Genomic DNA, 16476 nt, shown 5'->3' with positions numbered 1-16476 from the left:
AGTTACATGAGAGGCAGATTATTATGTTGTTTTTCCAGCCAGTAGAACACCCCGAAATCAAACACTTCCCGCTATTTAGCGATCTCGTGCCCTGCGGTTTTCCTTCTCCTGCGCAGGATTATGTTGAGAAACGTATCGATCTTAACGACCTGTTGGTGCAGCATCCCAGCGCAACCTATTTTGTTAAATCGTCTGGCGACTCCATGATGGGGGCAGGGATCGGTGCTGGCGACTTGCTGGTAGTCGACAGTGCCAGAAAAGCGGCCCACGGAGACATTGTGATTGCTGCTATTGAAGGCGAATTCACCGTTAAGCGCCTGCAATTGCATCCGGTGGTGATGCTGAAGCCAGAGAACAGCGCCTACGCGCCGATCATGATCGGCAGCGAGGACACGCTGGATATATTTGGCGTGGTGACATTTATCATTAAATCCGCGGGCTGATTATGTTTGCGCTGGTGGATGTTAATTCGTTTTATGCCAGTTGTGAATCGGCATTCCGACCGGACCTGAAAGGTAAACCCGTTGTTGTTCTTTCAAATAATGATGGTTGTGTCATTGCCAGCAGCGCGGAAGCGAAGGCGCTTGGCGTCAATATGGGAGCACCATACTTCAAACAGAAAGATCTGTTCAGGCGCTGCGGCGTGTTCTGCTTTAGTTCGAACTACGAGCTGTATGCGGATATGAGCAGCAGGGTAATGTCGATTCTGGAGGAGCTGTCTCCGCGCGTGGAAATGTACAGTATCGATGAAGCCTTTTGTGATTTAACCGGCGTGCGAAACTGCAGGGATCTTACAGATTTTGGTCGTGAAATCAGAGAAACCATTTTACAGAAAACACGCCTCACGGTTGGGGTCGGTATCGCCCAGACCAAAACCCTGGCCAAGCTGGCGAACCATGCTGCCAAAAAGTGGCAGGAACAGACTGGCGGGGTGGTGGATCTCTCGAATATTGAGCGTCAGCGTAAGCTGATGGCTGCGCTCCCGGTTGATGAAGTCTGGGGTGTCGGACGCCGTATCAGTAAAAAACTGGACGCCATGGGTATTAAAACGGTCTGCGACCTGGCGGATACCGATATTCGCTTTATCCGCAAACATTTCAACGTCGTGCTTGAGCGCACTGTGCGGGAATTGCGCGGTGAACCGTGCCTGGCGTTGGAAGAGTTTGCGCCAGTTAAGCAGGAGATCATTTGTTCAAGATCGTTTGGTGAAAAACTCACGGATTACAATGCGATGAGAGAGGCTATTTGTACCTATGCTGCACGTGCTGCGGAAAAATTACGCAGAGAGCACCAGTTCTGCCGGTTTATCTCTACGTTTATCAAAACCAGCCCATTTTCCCTGAATGAACCGTATTACGGTAACAGCGCATCGATAAAACTGCTGACACCAACCCAGGATAGTCGGGAAATTATAAGGGCGGCCACACGTAGCCTGGACGCAATATGGCGGGAGGGGCTGCGTTATCAAAAAGCAGGGGTCATGCTGGGCGATTTTTTTAGTTCTGGCGTTGCGCAGTTGAATCTGTTTGATGACAACGCCCCACGGCATAACAGCGATAAGCTGATGGCCGTTCTGGATACGCTCAATGCTGAAAAAGGTAAAGGAACGCTCTATTTTGCCGGACAAGGTATACAACAACCGTGGGCGATGAAGCGAGATATGCTCTCACCGCGTTATACAACGAGATATAGCGATTTACTGCGGGTGGGATAGCTATTGTTATCGTAAATAAGCGTCCAGAGCGATTCTAAAACTGTCCAGAAATAAATAAAAAAACGATTATCAGCCTTCATTAAAAATCTTATTGTAGCGCCGACTAACAGATAACTAACTGACAAACGGCAAGTCTATAATAGGAAATTTATGAAAAAGACGCTTATTACACTCATTATTGCAAATGCACTGACCGCGACTACGGCATTTGCCGCAGCGGATGCGGGAACCTGGTATGCTGGTGGGAAATTTGGTTGGTCGCATTACTTTGATACCAGCGCAAGCCAGCAAACGGGGGCTAATGGTAATAAATATGGTGATGTTGGTTTTGATAGCGATAACGTCGGTGGCGGGGTATTTACAGGTTACCAGATTACTCCATGGCTGGCAGTTGAAGGCGGCTATGATTATTTAGGTAATATGCAATTCAACGGTAAAAATGGTTCTTCTGGTTCTCAAATGAAAAGCCAGGGTCTGCAATTATCGCTGAAAGCAAGTTATGGTTTGACTGATGATTGGGATCTCTACGGTCGTGCAGGGGCAATAGGATATCGCGCGGAGTCAGATATTAAAGGCAATAACCGCTTTGATACTGGTGTGCGTCCGGTTGTGGCTGTTGGTACGGAATATGCCTTTAACAAGAACTGGGCTGGTCGCGTGGAATATCAATGGGTGAGCAATGTGGGTAATGAAAACCAGATTGGCGTATCAAGTGATGTTAGTTCCGTTACCGCTGGGGTGTCATATCGCTTTGGCCAGCATGACGACGCGGAGGTTACGCCTGCACCGGCAGTTGCCGCAACTCCTGCGCCTGAACCTCAGCGTTTTAACTTAAAATCTGATGTGATGTTTGGTTATGATTCAGCAGCATTAACCCCAGAAGGGAAAGCGGCGATTGCGCAGTTATACCGAAATCCCGGTCTGCAACCGGCCAAAGACAAAGCGACCGTTGTTATTGGCTATAGCGATCGCACCGGAGCCGCAGATTATAACCAGCAACTGTCAGCCCAGCGCGCGCAGGCTGTTGCCGATGAATTAGTCGCGTTAGGCATGCCAGCTGCAAATATTACTGCACAAGGACATGGTTCGAGTGATTCTGTCACGGGATCCAGTTGTGATGGGCAGACCGGACAGCAGCTGATTAATTGCCTTGCTCCAGATCGCCATGTCGTTGTTGAGATCACTGATAAGTACTAAATCGGTGTACAAAAGCCCTCCACATTATCGAATGGGGAGGGCTTTTTTATTCGCACAGTGGACTATCATTAACTGTGACAAATTAAAGATGTTAGAGCGTAATTATGTTCATAGAATCCTTAGTTTCGAGAGCTAAAGGTAGATTATGGCGTTATTTTCTGCCACGGTTTACTCTGAAAAATCATGTGGATGATCAAGTATATAATTACTATGGTGTTTATTTTTCGGATGTAAAACAAGAAAAATATCAGCTTGTGAGCCTAAGAGGCAAAAATGTTGTGCTTGAAAAATGGCATGCTGAGCAGCACGCCTATATGGAGAAAATAAACCTTCCACTCAATGATATTGAAAAAATGAATGTTGAGATTATTCATTGGAGAAAGCAAGGTCCGTTAAGGTTTGATTCGATTTTTCTTTTTGCAATAAATTATTTTACGCGTATTGCTTATGCAAAAAATGCTCTGACGAGAGCAAAAAGCAATCTCTTTTCTTCATTCGCCAGTAACAAGGCGTTGAATGGACTTGATCGTATAATGTTGCTACAGATGCTGGTGAACGAATATGTACATCAATCGCCAGAGAAAACTCACACTGGAGTGACATGTGATGAGGTTATTGATCTATTGTACGGGACGCTTTGGTATAAACATATCAAGAATGAAGATTTCAGGAGGAAGGTCTTTCTGCTGCTCCAGTCACTTGTAATTACAGAAGATGTCAGATTTAGTGATAAAAAATATTATATACAAGGCAAGGCTATTTCAACAATTGTTTCATGGGAATCTGAAGATAAACGGGAAAAGCAGCAGATCAGGATCCAGAAAAATATTAGTCGTTTGATGCTTGTGATTACCGCGTCCACATTGATGATCACCCTGGCAATACTGGATCAGGCAGGTCTTATTAATCTACATAATCTTTGGGTGCATCTGACACAGTTAAAGCCAATCAGGGTGTTGTTCAAATTAATATGATAAAACACAGTTTTGTTTTAGTCCTGGCAGGAATACAAACTAGAGATGTTGCGTTTCGCTACTGCCGTACTCCTTGAAATGCTGAATAATATCCGTTCCCTCGCGATGGCCTGTGATGAGGTATTGATAAATCTGCTGCGGTGAACCATAAATTAGTAATCCTGGTTGCCCTGGGCGTTATCGTTCGGTTTTTTCATTGGGGTGGAAAGTTCCGTGAATGTTGCGGTGACGTCCTGATCGGGGCAGTGATCATGATGTTTGCAGCAGCTCACCTCCCAAACGTAACGTTCACTATCCCGCAAGTTGGCGAGGTCACATTTACACACAATGAGATCGTGTTTGTGTTGGGTATGCTCGGTTATAAGGGGTTGAAGGAAGTTATCTTCGGGGTATTAAAAAACGGTTTGGTATCGATTTGCGCAAGCTTATAGCGCAACGAAAAAATAATTAAGGGGAATGAAGCCCGTACGAATTAACGGGCTTTACATAGATTACTTTAGACTGATGTTCGGCAAGATATCCTGTCTGGCTACAGATTGAACTTTCCAGGCCCCGCCTTCCTGCACCATACAGTCGATAACGGTATGTGCTTTATTCGTTCCAAACGACACATAAACTTGCATACACACGGGATCATAATCTGACGACACAATCTTGATCTGCCGCCAGTCTTCACTATAATCTTGGGCTTTGATAAACATATCAGAGTCCGGTACGTCTTCGGTATTGGGGTCGGCCGCATTAGATTTCTTCAATGCGGCAATCGTGCTGGTAGTGACGTAAGGTTTAAGTCCAGCGTAATCCGTTAAAGGGTTTTTCTCTTTTAACAATTGTGCAATATACCAGTGATTAAATTTCAATGCTGCTGCCTCTGGGCCAGTAGGGGAAACAGTCGCGAACGCGGAAGTGCAGATTAGTAGGCTGGTAAATATTAATAATTTCATATCAATTGTGCCTGAATAATTGATAAGACGGTGCCGCAGATGCCCAATTATTGCCGGGGTACATGCTGTTTTGTTTATAATCTGAATACCAGGTGCCATCACCGCCGTAAATGCAAGCATGTCCCGCCGGATGGCCAGCGATCGGTTGTATTAAAGCAACATCGCCTTTCATTGGGGCGCCATAAACAGCTCGAAAGCCTGCTGCACGTAGGTTAAACGCCATATCTTTTGCATAGTTTGTATTGATGAGTCTAGCGCCGCCAGCGCGTACGGCATTAGAGACAAAATGAGCGCATCTATGTTGACTGGCACTTCCTGCGTGATTTCGTGCGTAATTAACGGCAGCATCTTTATTCCAGCTCATAACGTTTCCTTGTATTAATAAAAAAGCCCACAATAAAACATTACGCTTTAAATTTAATTGTTTTTGTAAGTTATCATTAAGTGATGTTAATCATCATCAAGAATAAATATGAAGTTAATTAAGTCATAAAACATGGAATTATATATTTAGGTAATGAAAAAGGGGGGGCGGAGCCGAAGTGGTTAACGAAGGTCCGTCGTTAAATTAGCGAGCGTAAAATAAAAGGGGCGCAGCACAACCTTCGGATGAAAGAAATTTTTGTGTCTAATCGGGTGGTGAACAGATTGAGTATCGTATTGGTAATTTCGTACAGCCAGGGCGACAGCTTTACCTTATGGCAGATGTACTGAAGAGAATTTCAATATTTGGGAAATGATATTAGACACTAATCATCAACCAATTAGCTAAACCGTTACACATCAAAATCAGCCGGCCTTGGGCGGTTTTTTATTGCCAGTAATCAGCACCCAGCTCCATCGCAGCGTAGTGACTATTAGAAGGTGGTTGACCGCCGCCAGCGGGAACTGGCGACAGTCATTCATACCCACATAGCGCTGTGGATATAAACCGGGGTTCCGTTTGCCTGCGCAGGCGATAGTAAACGGGTGTCCGCATATATCCGATAACAGCTTAACCTAAGCTACTGATATTAAATAAATCTTATATTTTACAATCACATAAAAATTCTGATAGTATACCCCCCTATAGTATCTGGAGGGCGTATGCCGCATTCACCTGAAGACAAGAAACGCATTCTCACCCGTGTACGCCGTATTCGCGGTCAAGTTGATGCGCTTGAGCGTGCACTGGAATCTGGCGAACCGTGTCTGGCAATCCTGCAGCAAATTGCCGCTGTGCGCGGCGCATCCAATGGCCTGATGGGCGAAATGGTTGAGATCCATCTGAAAGACGAGCTGGTCAGTGGGGAAACTACGCCAGACCAGCGTGCCGTGCGCATGGCTGAAATCGGCCATCTTCTGCGTGCTTATCTAAAATAACATCATCACCTCGCAATAATGGGAAGAGACAAATGAAATCACGTGCAGCAGTTGCATTCGGCCCCGGCCAACCGTTAAAAATTGTCGAAATCGACGTCGCACCGCCAAAGAAAGGTGAAGTGCTGGTTAAAATTACCCATACCGGCGTGTGCCACACCGACGCCTTTACGCTCTCTGGCGACGATCCGGAAGGCGTATTCCCGGCGGTACTTGGCCATGAAGGTGGCGGCATTGTGGTTGAAGTAGGCGAAGGTGTCACCAGTCTGAAACCGGGCGATCATGTGATCCCGCTGTACACCGCAGAGTGCGGCGAGTGTAAGTTCTGTAAATCGGGTAAAACCAACTTGTGTCAGGCCGTACGTGCGACCCAGGGCAAAGGTCTGATGCCGGATGGCACAACGCGCTTCTCGTATAACGGTGAGCCGATTTATCACTATATGGGCACCAGCACCTTCAGCGAATACACCGTTTGCGCGGAGATCTCTCTGGCGAAGGTTAACCCGCAGGCCCCGCTGGACAAAGTGTGTCTGCTGGGTTGTGGCGTGACCACCGGTATCGGAGCAGTCCATAACACCGCAAAAGTGAAAGAAGGCGACACCGTCGCCGTATTTGGTCTGGGCGGTATTGGTCTGGCGGTAATTCAGGGCGCGGTGCAGGCGAAAGCCGGGCGTATTCTGGCCGTTGATACCAATCCGGAAAAATTTAAGCTGGCAGGTGAAATGGGCGCGACCGATTTCATCAACCCAAAGGATTACGACAAACCGATTCAGGATGTGATCGTTGAGCTGACCGACGGCGGCGTGGATTTTAGCTTTGAATGTATCGGCAACGTTAACGTGATGCGCGCGGCACTGGAATGTTGCCATAAAGGATGGGGCGAAAGCATCATCATTGGCGTGGCGGGAGCAGGGCAAGAGATCAAAACTCGTCCGTTCCAGCTGGTTACCGGGCGTGTCTGGCGCGGTTCCGCGTTTGGCGGTGTGAAAGGGCGTACTCAGCTTCCTGGCATGGTTGAAGAAGCAATGAGCGGGAAAATTCAGTTGGATCCCTTTATTACCCACCGTTTACCGCTGGAGCAGATTAACGAAGCGTTCGATTTAATGCACCAGGGTAAGTCCATCCGTACCGTTATCCACTTTGGCGATAACTGATTCATTGGCCAGCGGATTTAACCGCTGGCACTTTCCTGAATTTTTTAGAATTATGTTGTGAAAGTGTGACGAATCCGGCGCTTTTCACGGTAAGTAAACTTCCCGGATTGCCGATGACTATCTAACGGGCGTGTTTTCACGCATAAACCCTACAAGAGAGTCGACGGTCATGGACAACACTACATCGATGCAAGCCCAGCATAAACTGGGCTTTCTGCATCAAATCCGGCTGGTTCCGCTGTTTTCCTCCATTCTCGGTGGCATTCTCCTGCTGTTCGCCCTAAGTTCTGGGCTGGCAAGCTATTTTCTTATGCAGGCCGATCGCGATCAGCGCGACGTGACCGATGAGATTCAGGTCAGGATGGGGTTATCTAACAGCTCTAACCATTTACGTACCGCACGTATCAACATGATCCACGCCGGCGCGGCGAGCCGTATTGCCGAAATGGATGACATGAAGGCCAATATTGCCGAGGCCGAAAAACGGATCAAGCAGTCGCAGGACGGTTTCAATGCTTATATGTCACGCGCGGTAAAAACGTCTGCCGATGAAGCGTTAGATGCTGAACTGAGCGCCAGCTTCAAAGCCTATATCGATGGCTTACAGCCTATGTTGAAGTACGCTAAAAACGGCATGTTTGAAGCGATCATCAACCATGAAAATGAACAGGCCAGACCGCTGGATACTGCTTACAACAAGGTATTGTTGAAAGCGATCGACATCCGTACCGCAAGGGCGAACCAGTTAAGCGAACAGGCGCATCAGCGTACACAACTCGGCATGGCTTTTATGCTGGGCGCATTTGTCCTGGCGCTGGCGCTGACCGTAATGACGTTCATTGTTCTGCGCCGCACGGTCATTCACCCTCTGCTACGCGCGGCCAAGCGTATTGAGCAAATTTCCGCGGGCGATCTGACGATGCAAGATGAACCGACCGGGCGTAGCGAAATTGGCCGTCTGAGCCGTCACCTACAGACAATGCAACGATCGTTGGGGAAAACGGTGGGTACGGTACGTCAGGGTGCGGAAGAAATATACCGCGGTACCAGTGAGATTTCGGCGGGTAATACCGATCTGTCTTCACGTACTGAACAACAGGCCGCAGCGATTGAACAAACGGCAGCCAGCATGGAAGAGCTGACCGCCACGGTGAAGCAAAACGCCGACAACGCGCATCACGCAAGCAAACTGGCGGAAGATGCTTCCGGTAAGGCCAGCCGCGGCGGTCAGATGGTTTCTGGCGTGGTGAAAACCATGGGTAATATCTCAACGAGTTCGAAGAAAATCTCCGAAATCACAGCCGTGATTAATAGCATTGCTTTCCAGACCAATATCCTGGCGCTGAACGCGGCGGTTGAGGCGGCGCGGGCAGGAGAGCAGGGGCGTGGATTTGCCGTGGTCGCTAGTGAAGTCCGTACGTTGGCCAGCCGCAGCGCTCAGGCGGCAAAAGAGATTGAAGGATTGATCAGCGAATCGGTCCGACTGATTGACCAGGGCTCCGGAGAAGTCGTCGCGGCGGGCAATACGATGACGGATATTGTCGACGCGGTAAAACGCGTGACCGATATCATGCTGGAAATTGCGGCGGCCTCTGATGAGCAGAGCCGGGGTATCGTACAGGTGAGCCAGGCGATATCAGAAATGGATAAGGTTACGCAGCAAAATGCCTCGCTGGTTGAAGAAGCATCGGCTGCGGCGGCCTCTCTCGAAGAGCAGGCGGCGCGCTTAACGGAAGCCGTAGGTACATTTCGCTTAACGGGAACGAGTGCAATTAAACGCCCTCCCGTAAGCACTACGCCTGACCAATCGCGTCCGCAGACGGCAACGGCCAGTGGCGATAACTGGGAAACGTTTTAACAATAAATTAAGGGACCTGATGGTCCCTTAATATTTGGCATCAAAACGGTACGGTTTTGCGTATTGCGGCGATAAGGATTTGCGCGGCCTGAGAGAGTTGCACATCGACACGGGTAAGAATACCGATGGGTTCACCCGCACCGTGGGTTGGTATCGGCAACGACACCAGCGTCGCCTGGCGTAAATCCTCTCTAACCGCACCTGAAGGGACAAACCACACATAGTCGTAATCAACCGTCAGCTGGCGGGAAAGCGATGCTGACAGCGTTTCAATGCAGCCTGGCGGCATTTTACAACCCTGACTTTGCAACAATGCTTCTGCGTGCTGGCGAGGCGCGGTTCCTTTTGGCGAAACCACCACCGGCCACTCCATTACCCGACTTAACGTGATGGTTTCCTGCAACAGCGGATGGTTAGGGCGCACGACCAGTTTAAGTGATTCCAGAAACAACAATTCATAATTCAGACCGACCATCAATTCCGGATCGGCCATGCGACCAATGCCAAGGTCGATTTCCCCGGATTTTAAACCTGCCAGAATCATCGGATTGCTCATGGTGGCGACCTGTAGCGTGGTCTCCATTTGCTGCTTGTGGAAAGGACCAATTACCGCAGGCAGAATGCCCAGTGCCGCGGTGGGTAAGGCCCCGATCCGTACGACATCAGTCTGCGACTCTTCGCGCTGATTTAACGCTTGTCCGGCGGTATTGAGCGCATCCAGCACTCTTACCGCGTGGGTAAGAAACTGTTCTCCGGGCAGCGTTAACTGCGCGCCAAGGCGGCCACGCTCAAAGAGACGGGTACCGGTCAGTTGCTCCAGTTCATTTAGCGTTTTGGAGAGAGCCGGTTGGCTCAGGTTAAGGGTCTCAGCCGCGCGCCCCAACGTTCCCTGCTGTGCAACGGCGACAAAAGTATGAAGGTGGCGCAAGCGAATGCGCTGATTGAACAGAACATTTTTTTCCATAAGCGATGTTAAAAACAGAGCCGTATCGGTGACAAGTAAAGTTGTTTGTTTTTGATAACCTGATAGCAAAATATTATTAACATTTATCATGTTTTACTTACAACTGATTTATTTTGCTTATGTTTTGTACAGCATTGCTGGGTGGTGGGATCATGGAAGGGAGTGTGGCCAGTCGTTATACTTTGGTGATTGTTTACTTTTGAACGATTTCTCTTCACAAGGCACTGATGAATGATACATGTAATAGGGCACCTTAATCCCGATAGCGATGCCATCTGCACCGCCGCAATGACGGCGCGTTGGCTTAGTTTACGTGGCCAGCAGGCGACGGCATGGCGTTTGGGCGAGCCTAACCGCGAAACGCAGTTTATCTTTGAGCATGCGGGGCTGACGATGCCTGAACGGTTGACGTTTGAACTGACCGATCGTGATGTCTGGCTGGTCGATTTCACCGAGCCGGCCCAGGGACCGGAATCGTTAACAGAAAGTAACGTGGTGGGAATTATCGATCATCACCGACTTGGTGGGTTAGTCACCCGTCTGCCACCGGAAGTGTGGGTGAAGCCCGTCGGCAGTAGCGCAACCCTGCTGTGGCAACTGATGACGGAGGATCAACGCAACCAGTTATCTTCCGCTGAGGCTGTTTTACTGCTCGGCGCCGCATTGAGTGACACTGTCACGCTTCGTTCACCAACGACCACCTCTGACGATCGCCTGGCGGTTGATGCGCTGGCTCAAAAAACCGGAGTGGATCTTGACGCTTTCAGTCGCGACCTGCTGTCAGCTAAAACAAGTGTGGAAGGGATGAGCGCCCGGGAACTTTTGCAGAAAGACATTAAAACCTTCACCATCCATGGACATTCAGTCTGTGTAGCGCAGCTCGAACTCTATGCGCTGCAACAGGTGGATGCGGTGCTGGACGATCTCCGTCAGGAAATGGCGCGCTATGCAGAAGAAAAGAACGCTGCGTTAGTCGTGCTGATGCTCACTGACATCAATCTGGGTGATACCAGCTTATGGTTTGCTGGATCAGAACTTTCAGACATCCCGCAGCCTTGCAAGGTCGAAGGTATGCTTAGCCGTAAAAAACAGATGCTGCCCTGGCTGGAAAGTCATTTGAAACCACGCCAGTAGGTACTGTTCATCTTTTGTATGGGTGGGAAGTTTACGCGGGTCACACTTTGTAAATTCTTCCCACCGGAGTCAGCGGCGTTTTCTACACTCCAGGTAATATTCACTGGAGGCATGACATTATGGCGAACACCATCACGGCAGATGAGATTCGGGAACAATTTTCGCAGGCAATGTCAGCAATGTACCAGCAGGAAGTCCCGCAGTATGGCACGTTGCTGGAACTTGTCGCTGATGTGAATCTGGCGGTACTGGAAAATAATCCGACGCTGCATGAAAAACTGGCGAATGCGGATGAACTGGCCCGGCTAAACGTTGAGCGTCATGGCGCCATTCGAGTGGGTACCGCGCAGGAGCTTTCTACGCTGCGCCGGATGTTTGCCGTTATGGGCATGTATCCGGTGAGTTATTACGATCTCTCCCAGGCGGGCGTCCCCGTACATTCTACAGCCTTTCGTCCCATCGACGATGCCTCGCTATCGCGCAACCCGTTTCGGGTATTCACCTCGTTATTACGGCTCGAACTAATCGAAAACGCCGCGCTGCGGCAAAAGGCCGCTGAGATCCTCGCGAAACGCGATATTTTCACTCGCCGTTGCCACGAACTACTGGATGAATTTGATGCGCAGGGCAGTTTTACATCTGAACAGGCGCAAGAATTTGTGCATGAAGCGCTGGAAACATTCCGCTGGCATCAGCACGCCACGGTCGATGAAGAGACCTATCACGCATTACATAACGAACACCGGCTGATTGCTGATGTAGTGTGCTTCCCCGGTTGTCATATCAACCATCTGACACCGCGAACGCTGGATATTGACCGGGTGCAGTCGATGATGCCGGAATGCGGCATTGAGCCCAAAATACTGATTGAAGGGCCGCCGCGCCGCGAGGTGCCGATTTTATTACGTCAGACCAGTTTCAAAGCGCTGGAAGAGCCGGTGTTGTTTGCCGGTGAAATGCGTGGCACTCACACGGCACGTTTTGGTGAAATCGAACAGCGCGGCGTGGCCCTGACGCCGAAAGGCAGAGCGTTGTACGACGAATTGCTGAATAAAGCGGGAACGGGGAAAGACAATCTGACGCACCAGCTACACCTTCAGGAAGTATTCAAGGCCTTTCCGGACAGCGAATTCCTGCTGCGCCAGCAGGGGCTAGCCTGGTTCCGCTATCGTCTGACGCCATCGGGTGAAGCGCATCGGCAGGCGATTCGCCCTGATGACGATCCGCAGCCGCTTATTGAACGGGGCTGGCTGGTTGCGCAACCCATCACCTACGAAGATTTTTTACCGGTGAGCGCCGCAGGAATTTTCCAGTCCAATTTGGGCAATGAAACACAGGCTCGCAGCCACGGAAATTCCAGCCGCGACGCGTTTGAACAGGCGCTGGGTTGCGCGGTTTATGATGAGTTTGCGCTGTATCAGGAGGCTCAAGAGCGAAGTAAACGTCGGTGTGGTTTACTTTAATGGAATTTACATGGGATTCGGTCTGTTCCCATCGACATAAAATATTTTCGATTTTGTACAGATAATCGGCGACCAACAATTGGATTATTAATGAATTTTGTCTAGAGTGAGCGGTCAGAAATGTGCACTCTCTTGCCGCTGATTTTGACCGGCGCGGGACCATTTACACGACCAGAAGGACTCACTTTCAGGCATGAATCGCAGACGATTTATTAAAGGTTCAATGGCAATGGCCGCCGTGTGCGGAACCAGTGGTATTGCATCACTCTTTTCCCGCGCCGCCTTTGCGGCAGAGTCTGACATTGCAGACGGAAAAACCGTACGTTTTGATTTTTCCGTTCTGCAATCGATGGCCCATGACTTAGCACAGAAGCCCTGGGGCGGCGCACCGCGCGCGTTACCGGAAACGCTGGCGAAACTGACGCCGCAGGCCTACAACAGCATTCAATATGACGCAGAGCAGTCTCTGTGGAACAATGTTGAAAATCGTCAGCTTGATGCGCAGTTCTTCCACGTGGGAATGGGCTTCCGTCGCCGTGTACGCATGTTCTCGGTTGATGGTAGTACGCATATGGCGCGTGAAATTCACTTCCGTCCGGAACTGTTTAAATACAACGACGCGGGTGTGGATACCAAACAATTGGAAGGGCAGACTGACCTCGGATTCGCTGGATTCCGCGTGTTTAAAGCGCCAGAACTGGCCCGCCGCGATGTCGTTTCTTTCCTGGGCGCCAGCTATTTCCGCGCCGTGGATGACACCTATCAGTACGGTTTATCGGCCCGTGGTCTGGCGGTAGATACCTACACCGACAGCAAAGAAGAGTTTCCTGATTTCACCTCTTTCTGGTTCGAAACGGTTAAACCGGGCGCAACCTCCTTTACCGTGTATGCGCTTCTCGACAGCCCAAGCGTAACCGGCGCATTCAAGTTCGTGATCCACTGCGAGAAAACGCAGGTGATTATGGATGTACAAAACCACATCTATGCGCGCAAAGACATCAAGCAGCTCGGCATTGCGCCGATGACCAGCATGTTCAGCTGCGGCAACAACGAGCGTCGGATGTGCGACACTATTCACCCGCAAATCCATGACTCCGATCGTCTGGCGATGTGGCGGGGCAATGGCGAGTGGATCTGCCGTCCGCTGAATAACCCGCAAAAGCTGCAGTTCAACGCCTATACCGATAACAACCCGAAAGGGTTTGGCTTGCTGCAACTCGATCGCGACTTCTCCCATTATCAGGACATCATGGGCTGGTATAACAAGCGCCCAAGCCTGTGGGTCGAACCGCGCAACCAGTGGGGCAAGGGGACCATCGGTCTGATGGAGATCCCGACGACCGGCGAAACGCTGGATAACGTTGTCTGCTTCTGGCAGCCGGACAAGAAGATCAAAGCTGGCGATGAGCTGGAATTCAAATATCGCCTGTACTGGAGCGCTCAGCCGCCGGTGCGTTCACCGCTGGCTCGCGTGATGGCGACCCGGACAGGCATGGGCGGTTTCCCGGAAGGATGGGCACCGGGCGAGCATTACCCAGAAAAATGGGCGCGTCGTTTTGCCGTTGACTTCGTTGGTGGCGATCTAAAAGCGGCTGCGCCGAAAGGCATTGAACCGGTGATTACGCTCTCCAGCGGTGAAGCGAAACAGATTGAGATCCTCTACGTGGAGCCTATCGACGGTTATCGCATTCAGTTTGACTGGTATCCGACCTCTGACTCAACCGATCCGGTAGATATGCGTATGTTCCTGCGTTGTCAGGGTGACGCCATCAGCGAAACCTGGCTGTATCAGTACTTCCCGCCAGCGCCGGATAAACGTCAGTACGTTGACGACCGCGAGATGCGTTAAGCCCCCCCTTTACGGCTCTCCTGATGGGGAGCCGTATCTGCATTCATCCTCATAACGACTCTGTACACTATTTACTCGATCCTGTTCGCATTTTTCTGTATGGCAAATGGGTACTCTGTGGGTGTGTATTTCTTATACACGTTCTTGTCCACTAACAGGGAGAAAGTATGTTTCCAGAATACAGAGACCTTATTTCCCGACTGAAATCCGAGAACCCTCGCTTTCTGTCCTTATTCGAAAAACACAACAGCCTTGATCATGAGATCTCCAGACTGGAAGGTTCGGATGGTCGGGGGTATAGTTTGGACATTGTTCGTCTTAAGAAACAGAAACTCCACCTGAAGGAAGATCTGCTCAAAATATTGCAAAAAGAGAGTGTCAGTGAGAGCTAAGTAGAACGGCGCTTGCTGTGTAAAAGGGCTTCCTGCGAGAAACGGAAGCCCTTCCTGTTTTAGGTGTTAATCGACCATCACGCGTTTGTTCGTCGCCCCCCAGAGGATCGACATTTCAGTGAACAACGCGCCGCTAATTTCTTCGACTTCTTCTGCACTAACCTGCGCATTTCCCTGTTTACCGAACAGCACCACTTCATCACCGGATGCAACCTGCGGCAAATCGGTTACATCGACGATCACGGTATTCATGGATGTTTTACCCAGTACCGGAACCCGCTGGCCGCGGATCAGCACGTGCCCCGCATTACTGAACACACGCCGATAACCATCGGCATAACCTGTCGGGATATTGGCCAGAACGGAATCACGTTTAAGGGTATAGGTTCTGTCATACCCGACGGTGTTTCCTTTGGGGTAATGGTTTACCGACGCGATGGCAGATTTAAACGTCATGACGCGTTTGTATTCGGTGCTGGCGATGGTATCGCCATAGAAAATACCGCCAACACGCACCATGTCGAGCCAGGATTCTGGAACGGTCAGGGTAGCGAACGTATTCGCGACATGCAGGGTGACATCTTCGCGCTTAAGCCCGGTAATTTTCAGTACCTGGGCTGATTGCGTATTGAAACGGGCCAGATCGCGTTTTACCACTGCCGCATCTTCTTCCGGGAAATGCGACATGATGCCGACAATTTTCAGGCCGGGTAATGCGGAAATAGCGCGTGCTTCTTCCAGACCTGCAGCGGTACTGACTTCCAGACCGTTACGCGACATACCGCCAGAGTTCAGCGCCAGATGGATACGAATAGTTTTACCTTTCTCTTGAGCGATTGCACTTAGACGCTTAGCCATATCCAGATTACCAATAAGCTCTTCGGTATCGAAATCCGCCGCCTGGTGCATCTCTTTTTCCGTCGCGTTACGCACGCGCATGAGCTGCGATGTATAGCCTGACTGGCGAACGGTACTAATCTCCTCGTTGCTGGCGATGCCAATACATTGTACGCCGTTTTGCATCATCACCGGTGTTACCAGTGAGAGATCGTGGCCATACGCGTCGCCTTTAAGAATGGCGCACATCCGGGTTTTATCTCCCAGCAGTTGCTGAACTTTATGAATGTTATATTCCAGCGCGCTACGGGAAATTTCCAGCGTGGTATTATCCACGACCTGTTGCTTATTGACGGCAAAGGGAACGGGGCCCGCTTGCGTGGTAGAAACAGGTTGGTGACAGGCGGTAATCAGTAAAAGCGGAATAAGTGCTAAACGACCCAAAGGTGCTGCCATGCTTGCTCCTTAGCAATAGAATGAAAGTGTTATTGTCATCATTACGGTCTATCCATGAGGGGATACCCGGATCACCAGAGTAACGGGTTCCACGCCAGAGATTCTTTCTAAGTGATTGCTGTTACAGCATAAAAATAAGACATTCCCGGCGCTAAACAGAGTAATATCGGCTACTGCCAGT

At 50.0% G+C, this 16476-nt stretch carries 15 protein-coding genes; 11 read left to right on the top strand and 4 right to left on the bottom strand.

Annotation, left to right across the window (positions count from 1 at the left end; all coding sequences use genetic code 11):
• Positions 1-23: 23 nt before the first annotated feature.
• From OGY10_RS12420 to OGY10_RS12405, 4 genes are all read left to right on the top strand, one after another.
• Positions 24-443: a translesion error-prone DNA polymerase V autoproteolytic subunit gene (locus OGY10_RS12420; RefSeq protein ID WP_003833182.1), complete on the top strand. Its 420-nt coding sequence runs from the start codon at positions 24-26 to the stop codon at positions 441-443.
• 2 nt (positions 444-445) lie between these two features.
• Positions 446-1714 (top strand): Y-family DNA polymerase, encoded by a 1269-nt coding sequence (locus OGY10_RS12415; RefSeq protein WP_063940790.1) that lies wholly within the window; start codon positions 446-448, stop codon positions 1712-1714.
• 150 nt (positions 1715-1864) lie between these two features.
• Positions 1865-2911: a porin OmpA gene (gene ompA / locus OGY10_RS12410; protein ID WP_286576817.1), complete on the top strand. Its 1047-nt coding sequence runs from the start codon at positions 1865-1867 to the stop codon at positions 2909-2911.
• 185 nt (positions 2912-3096) lie between these two features.
• Positions 3097-3885 carry a hypothetical protein gene (locus OGY10_RS12405; RefSeq protein ID WP_286576815.1) on the top strand — a complete coding sequence of 263 codons (789 nt, stop codon included), beginning with the start codon at positions 3097-3099 and terminating at the stop codon, positions 3883-3885.
• A gap of 491 nt (positions 3886-4376) precedes the next feature.
• Here the strand turns inward: OGY10_RS12405 and OGY10_RS12400 are convergent, their stop codons facing one another.
• The gene (locus OGY10_RS12400) at positions 4377-4829 is read right to left on the bottom strand and encodes a DUF3828 domain-containing protein (protein ID WP_057068233.1); all 453 of its coding nucleotides are present in this window, start codon (positions 4827-4829) and stop codon (positions 4377-4379) included.
• 1 nt (position 4830) lies between these two features.
• Entirely contained in the window at positions 4831-5193 is a 363-nt protein-coding gene (locus OGY10_RS12395; protein WP_286576814.1) for a CHAP domain-containing protein, read from the bottom strand.
• A gap of 722 nt (positions 5194-5915) precedes the next feature.
• Between OGY10_RS12395 and OGY10_RS12390 the strand changes: the two genes are divergently transcribed.
• The 3 genes from OGY10_RS12390 (at position 5916) to OGY10_RS12380 (ending at position 9200) form a co-directional block, all read left to right on the top strand.
• Positions 5916-6191 carry a metal/formaldehyde-sensitive transcriptional repressor gene (locus OGY10_RS12390; RefSeq protein WP_003833178.1) on the top strand — a complete coding sequence of 92 codons (276 nt, stop codon included), beginning with the start codon at positions 5916-5918 and terminating at the stop codon, positions 6189-6191.
• Between the two features lie 32 nt (positions 6192-6223).
• The gene (locus tag OGY10_RS12385) at positions 6224-7342 is read left to right on the top strand and encodes an S-(hydroxymethyl)glutathione dehydrogenase/class III alcohol dehydrogenase (RefSeq protein WP_008784862.1); all 1119 of its coding nucleotides are present in this window, start codon (positions 6224-6226) and stop codon (positions 7340-7342) included.
• A 169-nt stretch (positions 7343-7511) separates the two neighbouring features.
• Positions 7512-9200 carry a methyl-accepting chemotaxis protein gene (locus OGY10_RS12380; RefSeq protein WP_286576813.1) on the top strand — a complete coding sequence of 563 codons (1689 nt, stop codon included), beginning with the start codon at positions 7512-7514 and terminating at the stop codon, positions 9198-9200.
• Positions 9201-9240: 40 nt separating this feature from the next.
• Here the strand turns inward: OGY10_RS12380 and pcaQ are convergent, their stop codons facing one another.
• Positions 9241-10164: a pca operon transcription factor PcaQ gene (pcaQ, locus tag OGY10_RS12375; protein ID WP_003020288.1), complete on the bottom strand. Its 924-nt coding sequence runs from the start codon at positions 10162-10164 to the stop codon at positions 9241-9243.
• A gap of 231 nt (positions 10165-10395) precedes the next feature.
• Between pcaQ and OGY10_RS12370 the strand changes: the two genes are divergently transcribed.
• From OGY10_RS12370 to OGY10_RS12355, 4 genes are all read left to right on the top strand, one after another.
• Positions 10396-11298 (top strand): manganese-dependent inorganic pyrophosphatase, encoded by a 903-nt coding sequence (locus tag OGY10_RS12370; protein ID WP_267441858.1) that lies wholly within the window; start codon positions 10396-10398, stop codon positions 11296-11298.
• 119 nt (positions 11299-11417) lie between these two features.
• Complete coding sequence (gene hglS / locus OGY10_RS12365; protein WP_003020282.1) at positions 11418-12761, top strand: 2-oxoadipate dioxygenase/decarboxylase HglS; 1344 nt, start codon at positions 11418-11420, stop codon at positions 12759-12761.
• Positions 12762-12954: 193 nt separating this feature from the next.
• The gene (locus tag OGY10_RS12360) at positions 12955-14610 is read left to right on the top strand and encodes a glucan biosynthesis protein D (protein WP_103015377.1); all 1656 of its coding nucleotides are present in this window, start codon (positions 12955-12957) and stop codon (positions 14608-14610) included.
• A 167-nt stretch (positions 14611-14777) separates the two neighbouring features.
• Positions 14778-15002, top strand: a complete 225-nt coding sequence (locus tag OGY10_RS12355) for an HP1242/YdcH family protein (RefSeq protein WP_003833168.1) — start codon at positions 14778-14780, stop codon at positions 15000-15002.
• Positions 15003-15068: 66 nt separating this feature from the next.
• Here the strand turns inward: OGY10_RS12355 and alr are convergent, their stop codons facing one another.
• Entirely contained in the window at positions 15069-16295 is a 1227-nt protein-coding gene (alr, locus tag OGY10_RS12350; RefSeq protein ID WP_286576809.1) for an alanine racemase, read from the bottom strand.
• Positions 16296-16476: the final 181 nt, after the last annotated feature.

The sequence above is a fragment of the Citrobacter sp. Cpo148 genome (genome assembly GCF_030332375.1).
Classification (GTDB): domain Bacteria; phylum Pseudomonadota; class Gammaproteobacteria; order Enterobacterales; family Enterobacteriaceae; genus Citrobacter; species Citrobacter portucalensis.
This window is presented reverse-complemented; position numbering and strand designations above follow the sequence as displayed.